The sequence below is a fragment of the Scopulibacillus cellulosilyticus genome (genome assembly GCF_042665295.1).
GTDB lineage: Bacteria > Bacillota > Bacilli > Bacillales > Sporolactobacillaceae > Scopulibacillus_A > Scopulibacillus_A cellulosilyticus.
Genome location: NZ_JBHTCO010000019.1, coordinates 13606 through 33876, shown reverse-complemented (window position 1 = coordinate 33876; position 20271 = coordinate 13606). Strand labels below are relative to the sequence as shown.

The window sequence follows — 20271 nt, the reverse complement described above, 5'->3', positions numbered from 1 at the left end:
ATGAAAATTATTGCATGATGGCACCCTCTTAAATAAAACGTTTTCAAAATAAACGAGTTGGCACGAAGATTGCATATGAAAAAAGTGGTCGGAGAAAGTGAAAGGGGATGGCCAATGTCACTAGAACAACTAAAAAATGACATTATAAAAGGTGAAGACAAGGTTATTGCTGTTGCTCAAGCCGATGACATAGCGGTACTGCAAGCTGTAACCACTGCAGTCAATGAACAACTCGGACGTTTTATATTATTCGGACCAAAAAGCCATATTGAAGCAACGCTAAAAGAAATTTCTGAACCAAATATCTATGAAAAAGTTGACATCGTTCATACAGAATCTGAACAGGAAGCGGCTGCTGAAGCTGTTCGCGCTGTCTCCGGCAATAAAGCGGATGTTTTAATGAAGGGATTGCTTCCGACTGCTGTATTATTAAAAGCCGTTCTTAATAAAGAGTATGGCATTCGCAGCGGCAAAACACTTTCTCATGTTGCTGCTTTTGAAGTCCCCGGTTATAAACAGCTTATTTTTGTGACAGACCCGGGGATGAACATCACGCCTGATCTTGAGCAAAAAGCAGATATTATTAATAATGCCGTTCAAGTAGCTCGTTCAGTTGGGTGTGATCAACCAAAAGTAGCATTGCTTGCTGCGGTCGAAACCGTCAATCCAAAAATGCCGGCAACAGTTGATGCAGCTGTTTTGACACAAATGAACAGACGGGGACAAATTACAAATTGCATCGTTGATGGTCCTCTGGCGTTAGATAATGCTGTTTCGTTAGAAGCGGCTGCTCATAAAAAATTAACAAGCCCGGTTGCCGGTCAGGCAGATATTCTTGTCGTTCCTAATATAGAAGCAGGCAACATGCTATATAAATCTCTCGTTTATTTTTCCGGGGCCAAAGTAGGAGCGATTGTAACTGGGGCAAAAGCGCCAATCATTTTAACTTCCCGTTCCGATACACCGGAAAATAAATTAACTTCTATTTTACTTGCTGTTAGAGCTTCATTCTAATATAGATGTTTAAAATGGCGGACAATGGTTCCGAAACTTTTGAACAGCATTTTAAAAAACATGACGATTATCACAGGGAGGCAATTTCACATGGAAATTTTAAGCTATATGGAGAAATACGATTACGAGCAAATGGTCGTTTGTCAAGATAAACAATCTGGTTTGAAAGCAATTATCGTTATTCACGATACAACGCTAGGACCTGCACTTGGCGGATTAAGAATGTGGAATTATGATTCAGAAGATGCTGCTATTGAAGACGCGCTTCGTCTTGGCCGCGGAATGACTTATAAAAATGCTGCAGCAGGACTGAATCTTGGCGGCGGTAAAACAGTCATCATTGGCGATCCGCGCAAAGACAAAAACGAAGCAATGTTCCGTGCTTTAGGCCGCTTTATTCAAGGACTAAACGGCCGTTATATAACTGCGGAGGATGTAGGTACTACAGTTGAGGACATGGATATCATTCACGAAGAAACTGATTTTGTCACTGGTATTTCACCTGCATTCGGTTCATCGGGCAATCCTTCTCCTGTAACTGCTTACGGTGTCTATAAAGGCATGAAAGCAACTGCCAAGCATGCGTTTGGATCTGATTCCCTTGAAGGAAAAACGATTGCTGTTCAAGGCGTCGGCAATGTTGCTTACAGCTTATGTGAACATCTTCACGAAGAGGGTGCAAACTTAATTGTTACTGATATAAATAAAGAAGCAGTTCAAAGAGCTGTTGAAGCGTTCGGTGCTAAGGCTGTTGATCCGGATGACATTATTGGTGTTGACTGTGACATTTTTGCACCTTGTGCCTTAGGCGCTGTCATAAATGACCAAACCCTTCCGAAACTTAAAGCGAAAATGGTTGCAGGTTCTGCGAATAACCAGCTTCTCGATGACAAACATGGCGATATCCTTTTTGAACGCGGCATTGTTTATGCACCGGACTATGTGATTAATGCCGGCGGTGTTATTAATGTTGCTGATGAATTGTTAGGCTATAACCACGAACGGGCAATGAAGAAGGTTGAAGGTCTCTACGATAGTCTTTTGAGTATCTATGAAATTTCAAAACGTGATAACATTCCTACTTATAAAGCTGCGGATCGTTTAGCTGAAGAACGCATTGAATCAATGAAAAACACTCGCAGCACATTCCTGCAAAACGGTAAACATGCTTTAAGCCGCCGCTAAGACACGAATTCATCATGGAGGGGTTAACGTTGCAACAAAGCGAGTATCGTATCTTGGCTATTAACCCAGGATCTACCTCAACAAAAATCGCTGTATACAGTGATGAACAACCAATTTTTGAAAAAACAATCCGCTATGATGCGAGCGAACTAACAGATTATGAGACAATTATTGATCAATATCAAATGCGGAAAACATCTATATTAGAAACGCTGGATGAAGAGGGATTAAATCTCTCTCATCTTAGTGCAGTTGTTGGCCGCGGCGGTTTATTACGACCGATAGAAGGCGGAACTTATGCGGTTAATGAGAAGATGCTTGAAGATCTCCGTGCCGGTTACAGCGGTGAGCATGCATCTAACCTTGGCGGAATCCTCGCTTATGAGATCGGTCAACAGCTGAACATTCCTTCTTTTATTGTCGACCCTGTTGTTGTTGATGAAATGGAACCAATTGCCCGAATCTCCGGCTTTCCTGAAATTGAAAGAAAAAGTATTTTCCATGCTTTAAACCAAAAAGCGGTTGCCCGTCGGGTGTCAAAACAATTGGGTAAAGACTATAAAGAGCTTGATCTTATTGTTACTCATATGGGCGGCGGTGTTACTGTCGGAGTCCATAAGCACGGACGGGTCATTGATGTTAATAATGGACTTCATGGCGAAGGGCCTTTTTCACCTGAAAGAGCCGGAACAATTCCCGTCGGAGACCTCATTTCTATGTGCTATTCAGGCGAATACTATGTCGATGAAATAATGAAGAAAGCGGTTGGGCAAGGCGGACTTGTCGGTTACTTAAATACAAATGATGCGGTAAAAGTTGAAGAAATGATTGAAAATGGCGATGAATATGCGGCGTTAGTGTATGATGCCATGGCCTATCAAATCGCAAAAGAAATAGGAGCCGCAAGCACTGTATTTAAGGGGAAAATGGACGCGATTGTTTTAACAGGGGGGCTTGCGTACGGAAAAGATTTTGTTAAAGCAATTACTAAAAGAATAGACTGGATCGCTGACGTTATTGTTGTTCCCGGAGAAGACGAATTACAGGCCCTTGTTGAAGGGACGCTGCGTGTACTTCGTGAAGAAGAACAAGCCAAAGTCTATCCGGCAAGCCCTAAGCCGGCTCAAACAATAAAGCTATAAATAGTCTTCATAAATAATCACTGGACTAATTGGCAACTTTTAAAGGAGTGTTATATCCGCATGGCAGAAAATTATGATTTAGTTATACTTGGCGGCGGCACAGGCGGTTATGTTGCCGCTATCCGGGCCAGCCAGCTTGGACTCAAAACAGCCGTCGTTGAAGCTCGTGAACTTGGCGGAACATGCTTGCACCGGGGCTGTATTCCAAGTAAAGCACTGCTAAGAAGTGCTGAAGTATTTGCCACCGCAAAAGAAGGCGAAAAATACGGCGTGATGACGTCAGATGTGAGCTTAGACTATGAAAAAGTTCATGAAAGAAAGAAAGCCGTCATTGACCAGCTTCACAACGGCGTTAAATACTTAATGAAAAAAGGGAAAATTGATGTTTACGAAGGCTACGGCCGAATTTTGGGTCCTTCAATATTTTCACCGATGCCTGGAACGATTTCAGTAGAAATGAATAATGGTGATGAAAACCAAATGCTTGTACCGCAAAATGTCATCATTTCTACAGGCTCCCGTCCGCGTACACTTCCAGGTCTGGAAATTGACGGTGAACAAGTCATCTCTTCTGATGAAGCTGTCTTATTAACTGAGCTGCCATCATCAATAATTATTGTCGGCGGCGGCGTTATTGGCGTAGAATGGGCTTCGATGTTCTCGGATTTTGGCGTTGAAGTTACTGTTTTAGAATATGCTGATCGTCTTGTTCCAACAGAAGATAAAGATATTTCCAAAGAAATGCAAAGCCAGTTGAAGAAAAAGGGCGTTAAGATAGAGACAAGTGCTAAAGTGTTGCCTGAAACGCTTGAAAAAGGCAAACATGTCACAATTAAAGCTGAAATAAACGGGAAAGAAGAAACATATCAAGCTGATAAAATTCTTGTATCCGTTGGGCGTCAAGCCAATACAGAGGATATTGGCCTGCAGAACACAAGCATTAAAGTAGAAAAAGGCGCCATTCAAACTAACGAGTTTTATCAAACGGCTGAATCCCATATCTATGCCATCGGTGATTGTATCGGGGGTATCCAGTTGGCACACGTTGCTTCTCACGAAGGGATAACAGCAGTTGAACATATCGCCGGTCTTAATCCCGCGCCGATCGATTATACACAAGTGGCCCGTTGTATTTATACTCGTCCGGAGGCATCCGCTGTTGGCTTAACAGAAGAAGAAGCAAAACAGCAAGGCTATGATGTTAAAATCGGCAAATTCTCCTTTAACGCTATAGGCAAAGCGTTAGTCTACGGTGAAGCAGACGGATTTGTAAAAATGATTGCTGATAAAAACACAGACGATATCCTCGGCGTCCATATGTTTGGCCCTCATGTTACTGACTTAATCTCTGAAGCTGCTCTTGCACGGGTACTTGACGCAACACCGTGGGAAATCGGTGAAACTATTCATCCTCACCCAACATTATCTGAAATTATAGGTGAAGCGGCTTTAGCTGTTGATGGCAAAGCCATTCATTCATAGGGAGGTTAGAAGTATGACGAATAACCGTCACGAAAAATTAGGATTATCGGACGAAACCGTTTTGGAAATGTACGAAACGATGCTTCTGGCAAGAAAAATAGATGAACGGATGTGGCTGCTTAACCGCGCCGGTAAAATTCCGTTTGTTATTTCATGTCAAGGGCAAGAAGCTGCTCAAGTAGGCGCCGCTTTTGCACTCGATCGCGAAAAAGATGTCATTGCTCCGTACTATCGCGATTTAGGCTTGGTCATTGCCTTTGGAATGACAGCGAAAGACCTTATGTTATCCGGTTTTGCAAAAGCAGAAGATCCTAACTCGGGCGGCAGACAAATGCCCGGACACTTTGGCCAAAAGAAAAACCGTATTATGACCCAATCATCTCCAGTGACGACTCAAGTCGCTCATGCGGTCGGTGCTGCATTAGCAGGCAGAATGAAGGGCGAAAATATTGTTACCTTATCAACATTTGGTGAGGGTTCTTCAAACCAAGGAGATTTCCATGAATCAGCCAACTTTGCCGGCGTTCATAAACTGCCAGTTATTTTTATGTGTGAAAATAACAAGTATGCGATTTCCGTCCCAGTTAAGAAACAATTGGCCTGTGAAAATGTTTCTGACCGGGCCGCCGGTTACGGCATGTTCGGTAAAACGGTTGACGGCAATGACCCGCTGGCCGTTTATGAAGTCGTTAAAGAAGCGGCTGAACGGGGAAGAAGAGGTGAGGGGCCGTCACTGATTGAAACGGTATCTTACCGTCTGACACCGCACTCAAGTGATGATGACGATCGTACATACAGGACACGGGAAGAAGTTGAAGAGGCTAAGAAAAAGGATGGCTTATTCACCTTCCGCGATTATTTAAAAGAAATTGGCCTTTTAACTGAAGAAAAAGAAAAAGAATTTAATGATAAAATCGCGAATATTGTTGATGAAGCCACTGATTATGCGGAAAATGCAGAGTACGCTGCCCCAGAATCCGCACTGAAATATGTCTACGAGGAATAGGAGGGATCATATGGCTGTTATTTCATATATTGATGCGGTTACACAAGCGTTAAAAGAAGAAATGGCAAGAGATGAGAATGTCTTTGTGTTAGGCGAAGACGTTGGTGTTCGCGGCGGTGTTTTCCGGGCGACAGCCGGGCTTATAGAAGAATTTGGAGAGAACCGTGTGATGGACACACCGCTGACGGAATCGGCGATTGCAGGTGTTGGAATAGGTGCCGCCATGTATGGCATGCGTCCTGTTGCTGAAATTCAATTTGCAGACTTTATTCTGCCGGCTGTTAACCAAATCATATCTGAAGCTGCGAAAATTCGCTATCGTTCAAATAATGATTGGCATGTGCCATTAACGATTCGCGCACCTTATGGCGGCGGGGTTCACGGCGCGCTTTATCACTCTCAATCTATTGAAGCCATTTTTAGTAATGTACCGGGATTGAAAGTCGTTATGCCTTCTACGCCTTATGATGTCAAAGGCTTGCTTAAAGCATCCATTCGGGATAACGATCCAGTGCTTTTCTTGGAACATAAGCGTGCTTACCGGTTAATTAAAGGCGAGGTACCGGAAGAAGATTATACATTACCTATTGGTAAAGCTGACGTTAAGCGTGAAGGCGACGATGTAACGGTTATCACGTACGGATTGGCCGTCCATTTTGCCCTTCAAGCAGCGGAGAAATTAGAAAATGAAGGGATTTCTACTCATATTTTAGATTTAAGAACGGTTTATCCATTAGATAAAGAAGCGATTATAGAAGCCGCCAAGAAAACAGGTAAAGTCCTGCTTGTCACAGAGGATAATAAAGAAGGCAGTGTCATCAGCGAAGTCTCGGCAATCATTGCAGAAGAATGTTTGTTTGATTTAGATGCGCCGATTCAGCGCCTTGCCGGACCAGATATCCCTGCGATGCCATATGCACCGCCTATGGAGAAATTTTTCATGATCAATCCTGAAAAAGTTGAAAAAGCGATTAGAGAACTCGCTGAATTTTAAAGGTTAGCAGATAGGAGGTTATTGATTTGGCAACAGAAAAAATTACAATGCCGCAGCTTGGCGAAAGTGTTACAGAAGGTACAATAAGCAAGTGGCTTGTTGAACCCGGTAATGAAATTAAGAAATATGATCCGATTGTAGAAGTAACAACTGACAAAGTAAATGCAGAGGTTCCTTCATCATTTACAGGTATCATAAAAGAAATTGTTGCATCAGAAGGTGAAACACTCGAAGTCGGCGACCTTATGTGCTATATCGAAACTGAAGCAGCAGGAAATGATACCGCTGAAAATACAAACGAAGCCGCTAAAGCTGAGAGTGAAAATATTCAGGAAGAATCCGTTGAAAAAGATTCAAGTATGAAGAAACGATATTCTCCGGCGGTATTAAGACTGGCTCAGGAAAATAATATTGATTTAGAACGTGTTGAAGGTACCGGTAAAGGCGGGCGCATCACGAGAAAAGATATTCTTAAACTCATTGAATCCGGCAACGTACCGAGACCTGAAGAAAAGAAAAAAGAAGAAGCGCCTAAGCCGGAAAAACAACAACCTGCGCCGTCAGCTAAGAAAGAAACAACGCAGCCTGTATCAGTCCCTGTCGCTGAAGGGGATATTGAAATTCCGGTAAATGGTGTCCGCAGAGCGATTGCCAACAACATGGTGCGCAGCAAGCACGAAGCTCCCCATGCTTGGACGATGGTTGAAGTTGATGTAACAAACCTTGTTAACTACAGAAATAAAGTGAAGAATGATTTTAAAAATAAAGAAGGTTACAGCTTAACTTTCTTGCCATTCTTTATTAAAGCCGTCGTTGAAGGTTTAAAAGAATTCCCTCGTCTTAATTCAATGTGGGCAGGCGATAAAATTATTGAGAAAAAAGATATTAATATTTCTATCGCAGTTGCCACTGATGAAGCACTTTACGTTCCTGTCATTAAGGGCGCGGATGAAAAAAGCATAAAGGGCTTGGCTAAAGGTGTCAATGAACTTGCAGCAAAAGTACGCGGCAATCGTCTGACTAATGATGATATGCAAGGCGGTACTTTTACAGTGAATAACACAGGGTCATTTGGTTCAGTTCTGTCTCAGCCGATTATTAATTATCCGCAAGCGGCTATCCTTTCTGTTGAATCAATTGTAAAGCGCCCGGTTGTCATGGATAATGGCATGATCGCCGTAAGGGATATGGTTAACTTATGCTTGTCTCTTGACCACCGTGTGCTTGATGGATTAGTAGCAGGCCGTTTCTTAGCCCGTGTAAAAGAAATCCTTGAGAATATATCTGAAGATAATACATCAATATATTAATAAAAATAAAGGCGAACCATTTATGGTTTGCCTTAAAAAATAATAGGGGTAAAAGGTGCTTAAGATGTGGGTTACATAGATGTATACCCTGAGATTAATAAGTTAAACATTTATTTATGATCTTTTCCCCCCGGATTGATTGTCTTATAATGAAGTTACAGATTTACATATCTCAAAATTGGATGTGGAGGGCTGTCCTTGAACAACCATGAAATAGATTACAAAATTTATGGCGATGATATGCAATTTGTTGAAATTGAACTGGATCCGGATGAAACGGCTATCGCTGAAGCCGGCGCTCTCATGATGATGGATGACGGCATTGAACTGGAGACGATTTTTGGCGACGGCAGCCAAAGAGGTTTTATGGGGAAATTGTTTGGGGCAGGAAAGCGGCTTGTGACGGGTGAAAGTCTTTTTATGACCGCTTTTACTAATCGTGTTGCCGGTAAAAAGCACGTCTCATTTGCTGCCCCGTATCCGGGAAAGATTATTCCAATGGATTTGTCGCTCCTTGGCGGAAAAATTATTTGTCAAAAAGATGCTTTCTTATGCGCAGCAAAAGGGGTATCTGTTGGTGTTGAATTTCAACGGAAATTAGGTACCGGTTTTTTCGGCGGCGAAGGTTTTATCATGGAGAAACTCGAAGGGGACGGCTTAACGTTTGTTCATGCCGGCGGAACGATGAAAGAAGTAAATTTAGAAGCGGGACAAATGATTCGTATCGATACGGGCTGTTTAGTTGCCATGACCCCGGATGTTTCATATGAAATAGAGTTTGTGAAAGGGGTTAAAACTGCCTTATTCGGCGGTGAGGGCCTGTTTTTTGCAACGCTTCGCGGCCCGGGATCTGTTTGGGTGCAATCTTTGCCGTTCAGCCGGCTCGCCAGCCGTGTCTTTAGTGCAATGCCGGGAGTGCCGGGGGGAAGCAGAGATGAAGGCAGCGTTTTAGGCGGATTGTTTGATTTCATCGATGGCAAGTAAAAGTATTATTGCACAAACTGGAGAGTTGAATCTTATTTATTTGTTTTTTTAGGTTATTTCAAGTTACAATTAACCTAGGCTGACAAGCAATTTTTGAGGAGTGAGTAAAATGAGCATGGATTTTAATATTTTCATGAATGACGTTGTGAACACAGCTCGCCGTGAAATTACTGAAGCAGGTTATAAGGAGTTAAAAACCACCGATGAAGTGGATGAAGCCTTAAAAAAACAAGGGACTACTTTTGTCATGATTAATTCCGTATGCGGATGTGCCGGAGGCGTTGCCCGTCCTGCGGCGGCATATGCTGCAAACTGTTATCATAAACCGGACCAGTTCGTTACTGTCTTTGCCGGACAAGACAAAGAAGCAACGGAACGCGCCCGAGAATATTTTACAGGTTATCCGCCATCGTCACCTTCCTTTGCCTTATTAAAAGACGGCGAAATTGTTCAAATGATTGAACGTCACGAAATTGAAGGTTACGAGCCGATGGAAGTCGCTAATAAAATAGAAAAACTTTTTGATGAGCATTGTTCATAAGCTAATGTTTAAAAAACTGTTTACACAACTGTAAACAGTTTTTTAATGCCCAATTTTAGAACAAATCATTACTTATTTAATATGAAATATTAAAGGGGATAATAAAAATATTTACTTTACATAGTTAAACTATTGACATCACCTTACTATTTAGGTTAGGATAGTATCAGTGATTTAAAAAAGGGGGATTTATTATAACAAGGGAATCCATTTATTCATCTGTTAATCCTTTTATCGCGGCAATAAGGCTCGTACGTATGGATATACGTAAGCAAATTAACGTCGAAGTGACAGGATCTCAATCCCACCTGCTGCAAATATTAGAACATTACGGTCCATTGAAAATGTCCGAAGTCGCTGATCACTTGCAGATTTCTTTAGGAGGAGCGACGTCTCTTGTTGATCGTTTACACAAAATAAATCTTGTAGAACGATTGAGATCGGACGAAGATCGCCGTGTCGTAAAAGTAGCTCTTACTGATAAAGGATTAAAATACCTTCTTGATCTTAGAGAAGCTACAAATGATGTGCTCAAACATTATTACAAGAAGCTTACCCCTGAAGAATTAATTGAATTTGAAAGGCTTTGCCGAAAATTATTTGAATAACCTTTCAGGTGACAATAGAAAGGAGATGAAACCGTGAGCTGATTAGCGCATCGGTTCTTCTTTTTGTACGTAAGGAAAGGATAAATTGACAGCAATGTTGTCAACTCGACGCAGAAGTCAATTTTAAGTACTTAGTATAACGGCAACTAGGCTGCTGCCGGCGCCTAAAGCTTGGTATCAGCCAAGTTTTGTTTATTTGTAAGTTGATATGTCTATTTGCTAGTTTAATAATTTTAAATATCAAAGGAGGTTTTCGGGGTGCAACAAACAGAAACATCTCATACTACAACACCCCAACCGTCGGAACACACTGATAGTCATAAAATCAGTTTCAAACAACCGATGGCTGTGTGGGCCGTATGTTTCGCCTGTGTTATTTCATTCATGGGTCTTGGATTAGTTGACCCGATCTTAACGTCTATTGCGAAAAGTCTGCATGCAACAGCAAGCCAGACTGAATTGCTATTCACCAGCTACATGTTAGTTACAGGCATTATGATGTTAATCACTGGTGCGGTCTCAAGCCGTATCGGAGCAAAGTGGACGTTGCTTATTGCACTTATATTGATCATTGTGTTCTCAGCTTTAGCTGGTATGTCCAATACTGTTGGTGCTATTGTTGGGTTCCGTGCAGGCTGGGGACTTGGTAATGCCCTGTTCATTGCGACTGCTCTATCTACAATCGTTGGGGTATCAACAGGGGGGACAGCCGGAGCTGTTGTTCTTTATGAGGCAGCGCTCGGATTAGGTATGTCGGTTGGACCGCTTGTCGGAGGTCTCTTAGGCGGCATCAGCTGGCGCGGACCATTCTTTGGCGTCGCTGTTCTTATGCTTATTGGATTTATCTTTTTATCGATTTTTCTTCCTAAACTGCCTAAGCCGGAAAAAACGACTTCTGTAGCGGATCCGATTAAGGCACTGCGTCACGGCGGTTTGTTAACAATGGGCTTTACAGCCTTCTTGTATAATTACGGCTTCTTTACACTGTTAGGTTATACGCCATTCGTCTTGCACATGGGCATCCATGCGCTCGGATGGGTGTTCTTTGGCTGGGGTGTATTTATGGCAATTACCTCAGTATTTATCGCACCAATAATGCAAAGGCGCTTTAATGTGCGCCGAACGATGAGCTGGATGCTCTTGCTGTTATTGCTGGTTATGCTGGCGATGGGTCTTATTTTACAAACTCATTCGTCTGTTATAAATATACTCGGCATCCATATGCAAGCCCGTACAGCTCTTGCGACGCTCGTTATTATTGCAGGTGCATTCCTTGGTATTAATGGTACTTTGGTTACAACTCTTGTTATGGAAGTTTCGCCTGTTGAACGTTCAACTGCATCAGCTGCATACAGCTTTTTACGTTTTATCGGCGGGGCTATTGCACCTTTTCTTGCCGGTAAACTTGCTGAGTGGTTTGAACCAAGTATTTCTTTCTATGTTGCTGCGGTTGCATTTCTTCTTTCAATTTGTGTGGCTTTTGCAGGTAAGAAATTTTTGGATAATCCTCATTCTGCACAGCAAGCAGCTGCTCAAGCACAACCTAAGCCTGCTGCTCAAGCACAGCCTAAACCTGAGCCAGCTTTTGTCTCTCAGCAAAGCATATCTGAGCAATTTGGTGAAGTTGACCATATGGATCAAACAGCAGTTACCGCTTTTCAGGAGGAAAGGTATTTTCCAAGTGCGGTAAATCAACATACGGTAAACACTCGTACGGTTAATCAACAAAAAAGCGCAGATGCAGATTTCCGCAAAGCAATTAAGGAATTCCAAATGCCGGCTCATCCTTCTAATAGTGATGAAGAATATTTAAATGATTCAGATTACCGGAAGGCGCTTAAGATGTTTCGTGAAAATATCAAAGCTGGGAATGCTAACGAACAAATAAATGAACAAATAAACAATGATAAAGAATTTCGAGATGCTATAAGAAAAATTCAACAAAACGCTCAGCACTCCGAGGTTCAGTCTTTTGGCGGAGATAAAGAATTTCGGGAAGCTATGCGTACAATTAACCGTAAAATGAAGGAGGTAAAACGATGAATATTTACATCGTTTATGATAGTGAAGATGGCCACACTGAACGGCTGGCTAAATCAATTGCTAAAGGGGCACGTAATGTTGAAGGAGCGAAAGTTTTCTTAAGTCACGTAAACCAAGCAAATGTGAGAGATCTGACAGAAATGGATGCTATTATCTGGGGTTGCCCTGGACACTTTGGCACCATCAGCTCAGGTTTAAAGGAATGGATCGACAAGCTTGGCTACTTATGGGCTAAAGGCGAACTCATCGGCAAAGTAGGTGCTGTTTTCTGTACAACAGCTACTATCCATGGCGGCATTGAAGCTACGATGCTTAACTTAATTACGCCAATGCTTCACCAAGGAATGATGGTCGTCGGATTACCAGCGAATATTCCTGAAAATGCATTATACGGCAGTTATTATGGCGTAGGTGTAACATCTCCGATAGAAGATGCCAATGATGTATTGGGAAATTCACTTTTTGAAAAAGGTCTCGCATTGGGTGAAGCTCTTGGAGAACATGTTGCCAATATCACAAATACATTAGTAAAAGGCAGAGAAAGTACACCTCAATTATCAAGATAACCACAGATTAAAAGTCAGTAAAAAAGCATCACACATATTAAATATGGGTGGTGCTTTTTTCATATTGACTATGGAATATATAAACATCCTCTAATAAGTAGGAGGAGTGACAATCCAAATTAATTCTAATGCTTCTGTACCAATGTTTTTCCATCCATGAGGAATTCGGCTTGAAAAAGTGATCGTATCCCCTTCGTCTAATGTATATTTATTTTCGCCAACAGTAATCTCCATTTGCCCCTTCAGCACGATAATACATTCTTCAGCGATATCATGTGAATAGAGCTCTCCACTGCCCCCGTTTGGCTCGACTTTACTATAAGTGACTTCTAATTTCCCGCCTGACCCTGTAAGTAATTGATCAACCGCTTTCTCGTCAGGATAGGCTAATTTGCGCCGGTTCGATTTTCGTATAATAACAGGGTTTAGTTCATTGAGTGAACTATCTTCAGTATCTTGATCAAATAGTTCAGATAGACGAACATCTAATATATTTGTGATTTTTTGCAAAGAAGCGATAGAAGCTTTTGTCAATCCTCGTTCGAATTGGCTGATAAAGCTTGAAGTGAAACCAGTCTTTTTAGCAATATAATTAATAGTTATGCCTTTCGATTCCCTAATTTTCCTTATTTGCTCTCCAATTTTTTTTTGGTTTTTATCCATAATAATTAAAATTCCCCCTTGACTAAATTGTCAGAAATAATTATAATTCACTTATACTTAATTAACAAATACTTAATTAACTCTAACTTAATATGCTTTAAGTATATCAGAAAAATCACTTTATGAAGAGGGGTTGAGATTCTATGAAGTTTGGTATTTTTGCAAATCTTGCCGGGCCTGGACGGCATAATGAATTTGATAAAGTTTTGGAAGAGGCAAGAGAGCAAGCTGTATATTGCGATGAAAATGGCTTTGATTCAATTTGGTATACAGAACATCATTTTGGACACGAAGGAAATGAATTAATTCCAAACCCGATCCTAATCGGCGCCGATATTGCTGCCCGAACTAAAAATATTAGAATTGGTCAAGCGGCAAACGTGATTACGTTTTGGCACCCGTTGCGTTTAGCTGAAGATATAGCCATGCTTGATCAGTTAAGCGGAGGGAGAGTCGATATTGGTCTGGCTCGCGGTTTATATGGACGGGAAGCTGCTAATTTAAATACGCTGGCTGATCCTAAGAATCAGGAACAAAACCGTGCCATTTTTGAAGAAACATTTGAGATATTAAAGAAAGCGCTGTCAAACCGTTTCTTCTCGCATAAGGGAGAATTTTATCAGTTCCCGCCGGAAGGATTAAAGTGGAGCCACCCAATGAGCCCGGCGTCATCAGATTTCATGGATATGGAAAAAGGGGAAATTAATAAAATTGCTCTTATGCCAAGGCCATATCAGCAGCCATATCCTCCTTTTTGGCAAGTCATTGATTCACCTCGTTCTATTAAGAGGGCTGCTGAACAAGGTATAAAAGGTATCTTTTGGATGCCTACAATTAAAGAACTTAAGAAGCGTTTTGAACTATACAGAGAGACTGCTTCCAAAACACAAGGCAAGCAAGTCGAACTGGGTGATGGCATTGCTTTAGTTAGAGATATTTACGTTGCTGATTCAATGGAACAGGCAAGAGAAGATGCAGCAGAAGCCGTTTTAAATAATTACCGGTGGATTTGCCACTGGAGAGGGCTTGGAAATTTAATGGATCCAGGCGAAGAAGTTGCTCCCGGACAAGAATTAACATATGACTTCTTACACCCGCGGAATCTATTGTTTGGTACTCCAGAATATGTTGCTGAGAAGATACAAGAGTTAAAAGAAGAACTTAATTTACAAAACTTGTTGCTTTGGATAAATCATAATGGATTATCACATGAAAAGATTATGCGCAGTTTGAAGCTTTTTACAGAAGAAGTTATGCCAAAATTTGAAGATAAATCTATTCAATTAAATTGGAGGTAATGAGAATGTTAGAAGTTAGAAAAGTATTTACAGTTATGGAGAAAACATTTATTGAAGGCGGAAAAAAAGTTGACAATCCAGTTAAGATGGTAGCAGCGATAGCAGTTATTAAAAATCCATGGGCAGGAAGAGGTTTTGTAGAGAATTTAAAGCCGGAAATCGATGCTTATGCCCCGGAATTAGGAACTTTATTAGTTGAAGAACTGCTGAATGTTGTCGGTTCACCAGACGACGTAGAAGCATTTGGGAAAGCCGCTGTCGTTGGTGTTGATGGCGAAATCGAACATGCTTCTGCCTATATACACACATTAAAGTTTGGAAATAAATATCGTGATGCCGTTAAAGGAACCAGTATTTTAAGCTTTACAAATAAGCGGGGGGGCGCAGGTACTTCTATTACTATTCCAATGGTACATAAAACAGATGAATCCCAGCGATCTCATTATATTACCTTTGAAACTAACATCCCTGATGCACCGCGTGCTGATGAAATAGTCGTCGCGATTGGAGCATCAACAGGCGGACGCCCGCACCCGCGGACAGGTAACCGCCATCAAGATATGAAAGAAATGGGGCTTGTGTGATATGCCTATGGCAACATGTCACAAGCAAATCATTCAATATGAAGAAAAAGGTCATGGTGAACCCGTCATTCTTATACACGGAGTCGGCATGGACCACACAATGTGGACAAAACAAGTGGATGCTTTATCGAAATATTATAGGGTGATTGTTTATGATATGTTGGGACATGGAGGTTCTGATAAACCTCCCGCTCCATATAACCTCTCCCAATTTGTTAATCAATTAGTTGCACTAATGAATGTTTTACAAGTTGAAAGCGCCCACATTGTTGGTTTTTCGATGGGCGGTATGGTAGCGCAAGCAATGGCAATTATGCATCCGGAAAAGGTGCGGACGCTTACGGTTATGAGTGCAGTTGCCAACCGATCTGAACAACAGCAAAAGAGTGTATTATCCCGTGTAACCGCGGTTAAGGAAAGCGGGGCTTCGGGAACAGTCGAACCAGCTATATCAAGATGGTTTAATAAAGAATTTATTGATCAAAACAAGAAGACGATTAATTTGATTCGAGAACGTCTTAATAACAATGACCCATCCGCCTATCTGGCAGCATATACACTTTTTGCTGCTGCTGACCAGGAACTTTGGCCAATGCTTAGTCAAATCAGTCATCCAACATTAATCTTGACGGGAGAAAATGATATAGGGTCCACTCCCGAAATGGCAAAGGCAATGCATAGCGCAATACCCCATTCAAAAATTGTCATTGTACCTGAGGGTAAACATATGTTACCTATCGAAATGGCGGATATTGTCAATGATACGATTCACTCTTTTATAAGCAGCATAAGGAGGCTTGCGAAATGTCAGAATTGAAAAAATACCGAATGTACATTAATGGTGAATGGGTGGAATCAGTAAGCGGAGAATACTTCCCAAGCTATAATCCGGCAACCGGTGAACCATGGTGCCAGGTAGCGAAAGGGACGGCTGAAGATGTCGACAGAGCTGTTCGAGCGGCAAACAAAGCCTTTTCAAATCCTGAATGGTCCAATATGACATATACCGAAAGAGGGCGTTTAGTAAGAAAATTAGGAGAGTTGATTGCTGATCGGGTCGATGAACTTGCGGAATTTGAAACGTTGGATAATGGAAAATTGATACGGGAAATGCGTGGACAATTAAGTTATCAGCCGGAATTTTACTACTATTATGCCGGGTTAGCAGACAAAATTCACGGTGAAGTGCTGCCGATTGATAAACGGGATATGTTTGTATTCTCTTCGAGAGAACCGTTGGGTGTTGTTGCGGCGATAACACCATGGAACTCACCGCTATATTTGACAACATTAAAATTAGCGCCAGCCCTTGTTGCAGGAAATACAATTGTCATTAAACCATCTGAACACACATCCGCATCCTTATTAGAGCTCATGAAGCTTGTTGAAGAAGCCGGTTTTCCTCAGGGCGTCGTTAATGTTGTCACAGGATTTGGGGAACCTGTCGGCAATGCTTTAACTTCTCATCCGCTTGTTAACCGGATTGCCTTCACAGGGGGGGCAGAGTCGGCTCGCCATGTCGTTCGCAACTCTGCAGAAAACTTTGCTAAAGTTTCATTAGAACTCGGCGGCAAGTCACCAAATATTGTTTTTGATGATGCAGATCCTGACAATGCGGCAATGGGGATTATTGCAGGGATCTTTGGCGCTTCCGGTCAGAGCTGTGTCGCAGGATCACGGGCGTTTTTACATATCGATATTTACGATAAAGTCATGGAACGGCTGGTTGACCGTGTCTCGAAAATTCAAATTGGTGACCCTCTTCTTGATGAAACCGAAATGGGACCGTTAGCGACAAAAGCACAATTAGAGCGTGTCGAAGAATATGTTGCCGTCGGTCACGAGGAAGGCGGAAAAATTGTTTACGGCGGAAAAAAACCAGAACAATGTAAAAAAGGCTGGTATTTTGAACCAACTATTTTTGAACATACCAATAATAAATCACGAATAACAAGGGAAGAAATTTTTGGCCCAGTGTTAAGCGTCATCCCATTTAAAGACGAAAAAGAAGTCATTGAGCTTGCTAATAGTACAGATTATGGATTAGCAGCCGGCATATGGGTGAAGGATGTTGCCAAAGCACACCGTATTGCCAAAGCTGTTCGTGCAGGTATTGTTTGGGTAAATACTTATCGGAGCATTTCACCAATTGCGCCGATCGGCGGTTCTAAATTAAGCGGTTTCGGTCGGGAAGGCGGCTACGAATCGATTTACGAATATACCCAATCAAAAACTGTTTGGATTAATACATCTGCAGAACCAATGCCTGATCCGTTTATTATGAGATAAACTTTACAAAATAGGAGGCTCTTATAATGAAGCTTTTAGGTATTTCAGGAACGATTACTGGTTCGAAAACGGAAATTGCCGTTCAAAAGGTTTTAAATAATGCCCGGGAATTTTATCCTGATTTAGACATCGAATTTCTAAATCTTAAACATTATCATTTACAGTTTTGTGATGGACGCGACCCGGCAACCTATACAGGAGATACAAAAAAAGTTATTGACACCATTTGCCAAGCAGACTTTTACGTCATTGGTACACCGATATTTCAAGGATCTTTTACCGGTGCACTGAAAAATCTCTTTGATTTACTTCCGGTGACCGCCTTAAGAAATAAAGTGGTAGGTTTTGTAGCAACAGGTGGAACTTTTCAACATTATTTAGTTATTGAAAATCAATTAAAACCTATTATGGGATATTTCAGGTCTTATGTTGCACCAGGTTATGTCTATGTGAATGATAACCACTTTAATGAGAAAAAAGAGATTATTGATCAAGATGTTATAACAAGAATGGCTCATTTGGCTGAAGAAGTCGTATTTATGCAGAAGGCTTTAAAAATGCCTTTGCAGCATGTTCAATTTGCAGGATGATGTCATAAAGAGATGAAAAGATTGTTAATCTATTGAATGACAAATTTAGGAGGCAGGATGCTGCAGGTTTCTCATTTCTCTTAAGTCATTTAAAGTTCTGTCTCCTTAAATATCTTAATATTTTAAAGGAATTGAAAGGGGGAGCCGATTTGAAAACTTCAATTTTAATTATTAATTATCTGCAAGAACATCCGGGATCGAGTTACAAAAGGATCTTACGGTATTGCGAGACTTGTATCCACCCAAGCCAAATTGATAATGGACAATTCAAATCCCATGTTGCATCGCGTTTAAGAAGACTTCGAAAGAAAGGTATGGCCATTAATAAAGGGAATTCATGGTATTTAAATGGTAAAAAGCAAAATTTTGAAAGCGCTTAATGTGAATATTGGTTGAATAATAGGGTGAGGATTCAAAGTCTTTAAAGGTTTTGTTCCTGAAAATTTACTCAATGGAGGTAGCCCTTTGAAAATTGAAACAAGAAGTATTGATTTCATTCCTGTTGAAGAACGTCATGGGAAAGCAAGACACCTATTTCCGGTTTGGTTTGGAGCTAACATGCATTTGACAACCCTTGTCACAGGTGCTGTTATATTTACATTAATGCACAGTTTGTTTTGGACTATTGCGGCAATCATTATTGGCAATGCCATTGGCGCATTGTTTGTTGCTTCTCATTCCGCCCAAGGTCCTCAATTAGGCATACCGCAAATGATCCAAAGCCGGGCCCAATTCGGGGTAATTGGGGCGATCATTCCTTTAATTAGCGCAATGTTCATTTACTTTGGGTATTTAATCAGCAGCGGCTTGCTAGGCGCCCAAGCCTTAGCCAGCGCTTTCAAAATTCCTTTAACGCCGGCAATAATAATTCTAAGTGCGGCTACATTTCTTGTTGTTCTCTTTGGATACGATCTGATTCACAAATTGCAAAAGTATTTCTCTTGGATCTTTTTAATAGTATTTTTTATTGTAACCATTATTGCCTTTCGCTTGCCGGTCCCGGAAGGCAGCTGGTCACCAGGCGGCTTCGATCCCATCCTTTTTATGCTCGGTGTCAGCATGAATGCGGCATGGCAGCTATCGTTTGCTCCTTATGTTGCGGATTATTCAAGATATTTACCGGTTGATACATCTGCATCGGGGACCTTTTGGTACACATTCCTTGGAACGGTTCTCGGATCGGTTTGGATGGAAGTTATCGGGGCTTCTCTGGCATTGGCGATTCCTCATTATCTTGATAACCCAAGCAGTCATTTAGCGCATATCGTATTCGGCGGTTCTGTCGTGTTTCCTATGTTTATTGTCATTGTTCTTGGACAATTATCTATTAATATATTTAACTTATATGGTGCGTTTATGTCTACAATCACAGTCTTGGAACCTTTTACAAAATTTAGAGTGACACCATTGGTTCGGGGCCTGTTCATTTTAACCATTACCTTTTTAGGAGCAGTATTAACAATTTGGGGACAAAACAGCTTCATGGCGATATTCTCAAATTTTATATTGTTTTTAGGATACTGCTTAATCCCATGGACGGCAATTAATCTCATTGATTATTATTTGTTGCGTAAAGGTCACTACAGTATTAAAGATATTTTTGACCTTAACGGTAAATATGGAAAAGTCAATTGGGTCACCATCAGTGCATATATTATATCTATAGTTTTACAAATTCCTTTTATGAAAACTTCTTTTTATACAGGACCAATCGCGAGAATCCTTCATGGTGCTGATATTGCTTGGGCAATTGGTTTAATTCTGCCGTTTATTTTGTATTATTTTCCGATGAAACGCAAGATCAAATCATCTGACAGCAGTAAAATTATCATTAATAATGAAGAGGTGGAACAATCGTGATTAATATGATTTATTCAGAAGGCCCAATGGGGTGGAGAGGTCTTATAAAAATTGATACGATGAATTCAGTCATTAATGAATCATTTCCATAGCCTATAAATGTTTAGGAGGA

At 41.2% G+C, this 20271-nt stretch carries 20 protein-coding genes; 19 read left to right on the top strand and 1 reads right to left on the bottom strand.

The window, feature by feature from the left end; all coding sequences use genetic code 11:
• Positions 1 to 114 precede the first annotated feature (114 nt).
• The 12 genes from yqiS to ACFQRG_RS14395 all read left to right on the top strand — a co-directional run bounded on the left by yqiS (position 115) and on the right by ACFQRG_RS14395 (position 12875).
• A complete protein-coding gene (yqiS, locus tag ACFQRG_RS14450; RefSeq protein ID WP_380967233.1) occupies positions 115 to 1014 on the top strand; it encodes a phosphate butyryltransferase in 900 nt (299 codons plus the stop codon).
• A 90-nt stretch (positions 1015 to 1104) separates the two neighbouring features.
• Positions 1105 to 2199 carry a branched-chain amino acid dehydrogenase gene (gene bcd / locus ACFQRG_RS14445; protein ID WP_380967231.1) on the top strand — a complete coding sequence of 365 codons (1095 nt, stop codon included), beginning with the start codon at positions 1105 to 1107 and terminating at the stop codon, positions 2197 to 2199.
• A gap of 14 nt (positions 2200 to 2213) precedes the next feature.
• Positions 2214 to 3341, top strand: coding sequence for a butyrate kinase (gene buk, locus ACFQRG_RS14440; RefSeq protein ID WP_380967229.1), 1128 nt, complete (start codon positions 2214 to 2216; stop codon positions 3339 to 3341).
• A 60-nt stretch (positions 3342 to 3401) separates the two neighbouring features.
• Entirely contained in the window at positions 3402 to 4823 is a 1422-nt protein-coding gene (lpdA, locus tag ACFQRG_RS14435; protein WP_380967227.1) for a dihydrolipoyl dehydrogenase, read from the top strand.
• A gap of 13 nt (positions 4824 to 4836) precedes the next feature.
• The gene (locus tag ACFQRG_RS14430; protein ID WP_380967226.1) at positions 4837 to 5829 is read left to right on the top strand and encodes a thiamine pyrophosphate-dependent dehydrogenase E1 component subunit alpha; all 993 of its coding nucleotides are present in this window, start codon (positions 4837 to 4839) and stop codon (positions 5827 to 5829) included.
• A 10-nt stretch (positions 5830 to 5839) separates the two neighbouring features.
• Positions 5840 to 6823 (top strand): alpha-ketoacid dehydrogenase subunit beta, encoded by a 984-nt coding sequence (locus ACFQRG_RS14425; protein ID WP_380967224.1) that lies wholly within the window; start codon positions 5840 to 5842, stop codon positions 6821 to 6823.
• 26 nt (positions 6824 to 6849) lie between these two features.
• Entirely contained in the window at positions 6850 to 8133 is a 1284-nt protein-coding gene (locus ACFQRG_RS14420) for a dihydrolipoamide acetyltransferase family protein (RefSeq protein WP_380967222.1), read from the top strand.
• A 198-nt stretch (positions 8134 to 8331) separates the two neighbouring features.
• Positions 8332 to 9117, top strand: coding sequence for a TIGR00266 family protein (locus tag ACFQRG_RS14415; protein ID WP_380967220.1), 786 nt, complete (start codon positions 8332 to 8334; stop codon positions 9115 to 9117).
• Positions 9118 to 9226: 109 nt separating this feature from the next.
• A complete protein-coding gene (locus tag ACFQRG_RS14410) occupies positions 9227 to 9658 on the top strand; it encodes a BrxA/BrxB family bacilliredoxin (RefSeq protein WP_380967218.1) in 432 nt (143 codons plus the stop codon).
• Between the two features lie 257 nt (positions 9659 to 9915).
• A complete protein-coding gene (locus ACFQRG_RS14405) occupies positions 9916 to 10266 on the top strand; it encodes a MarR family winged helix-turn-helix transcriptional regulator (protein ID WP_380967216.1) in 351 nt (116 codons plus the stop codon).
• 342 nt (positions 10267 to 10608) lie between these two features.
• The gene (locus ACFQRG_RS14400; RefSeq protein ID WP_380967466.1) at positions 10609 to 12309 is read left to right on the top strand and encodes an MFS transporter; all 1701 of its coding nucleotides are present in this window, start codon (positions 10609 to 10611) and stop codon (positions 12307 to 12309) included.
• A complete protein-coding gene (locus tag ACFQRG_RS14395; RefSeq protein WP_380967214.1) occupies positions 12306 to 12875 on the top strand; it encodes an NAD(P)H-dependent oxidoreductase in 570 nt (189 codons plus the stop codon). The genes ACFQRG_RS14400 and ACFQRG_RS14395 overlap by 4 nt, the downstream gene beginning before the upstream one ends.
• Positions 12876 to 12965: 90 nt before the next feature.
• Here the strand turns inward: ACFQRG_RS14395 and ACFQRG_RS14390 are convergent, their stop codons facing one another.
• Positions 12966 to 13538 (bottom strand): helix-turn-helix domain-containing protein, encoded by a 573-nt coding sequence (locus ACFQRG_RS14390; protein WP_380967212.1) that lies wholly within the window; start codon positions 13536 to 13538, stop codon positions 12966 to 12968.
• Positions 13539 to 13681: 143 nt separating this feature from the next.
• Here ACFQRG_RS14390 and ACFQRG_RS14385 point away from each other — a divergent pair, with 143 nt between their 5' ends.
• The 7 genes from ACFQRG_RS14385 (at position 13682) to ACFQRG_RS14355 (ending at position 20159) form a co-directional block, all read left to right on the top strand.
• Positions 13682 to 14836 (top strand): LLM class flavin-dependent oxidoreductase, encoded by a 1155-nt coding sequence (locus ACFQRG_RS14385; protein ID WP_380967210.1) that lies wholly within the window; start codon positions 13682 to 13684, stop codon positions 14834 to 14836.
• 5 nt (positions 14837 to 14841) lie between these two features.
• On the top strand, positions 14842 to 15420 hold the full coding sequence (locus ACFQRG_RS14380; protein ID WP_380967208.1) for an amino acid synthesis family protein: 579 nt from the start codon (positions 14842 to 14844) through the stop codon (positions 15418 to 15420).
• 1 nt (position 15421) lies between these two features.
• Positions 15422 to 16237 carry an alpha/beta fold hydrolase gene (locus ACFQRG_RS14375; RefSeq protein ID WP_380967206.1) on the top strand — a complete coding sequence of 272 codons (816 nt, stop codon included), beginning with the start codon at positions 15422 to 15424 and terminating at the stop codon, positions 16235 to 16237.
• Positions 16225 to 17709 (top strand): aldehyde dehydrogenase, encoded by a 1485-nt coding sequence (locus ACFQRG_RS14370; protein ID WP_380967204.1) that lies wholly within the window; start codon positions 16225 to 16227, stop codon positions 17707 to 17709. Before ACFQRG_RS14375 ends, ACFQRG_RS14370 begins: the two co-directional genes overlap by 13 nt.
• Positions 17710 to 17735: 26 nt before the next feature.
• Entirely contained in the window at positions 17736 to 18299 is a 564-nt protein-coding gene (locus ACFQRG_RS14365; protein WP_380967202.1) for an NADPH-dependent FMN reductase, read from the top strand.
• Positions 18300 to 18448: 149 nt separating this feature from the next.
• Positions 18449 to 18679 (top strand): hypothetical protein, encoded by a 231-nt coding sequence (locus ACFQRG_RS14360; protein WP_380967199.1) that lies wholly within the window; start codon positions 18449 to 18451, stop codon positions 18677 to 18679.
• An 85-nt stretch (positions 18680 to 18764) separates the two neighbouring features.
• On the top strand, positions 18765 to 20159 hold the full coding sequence (locus tag ACFQRG_RS14355; protein WP_380967197.1) for a purine-cytosine permease family protein: 1395 nt from the start codon (positions 18765 to 18767) through the stop codon (positions 20157 to 20159).
• Positions 20160 to 20271 lie beyond the last annotated feature (112 nt).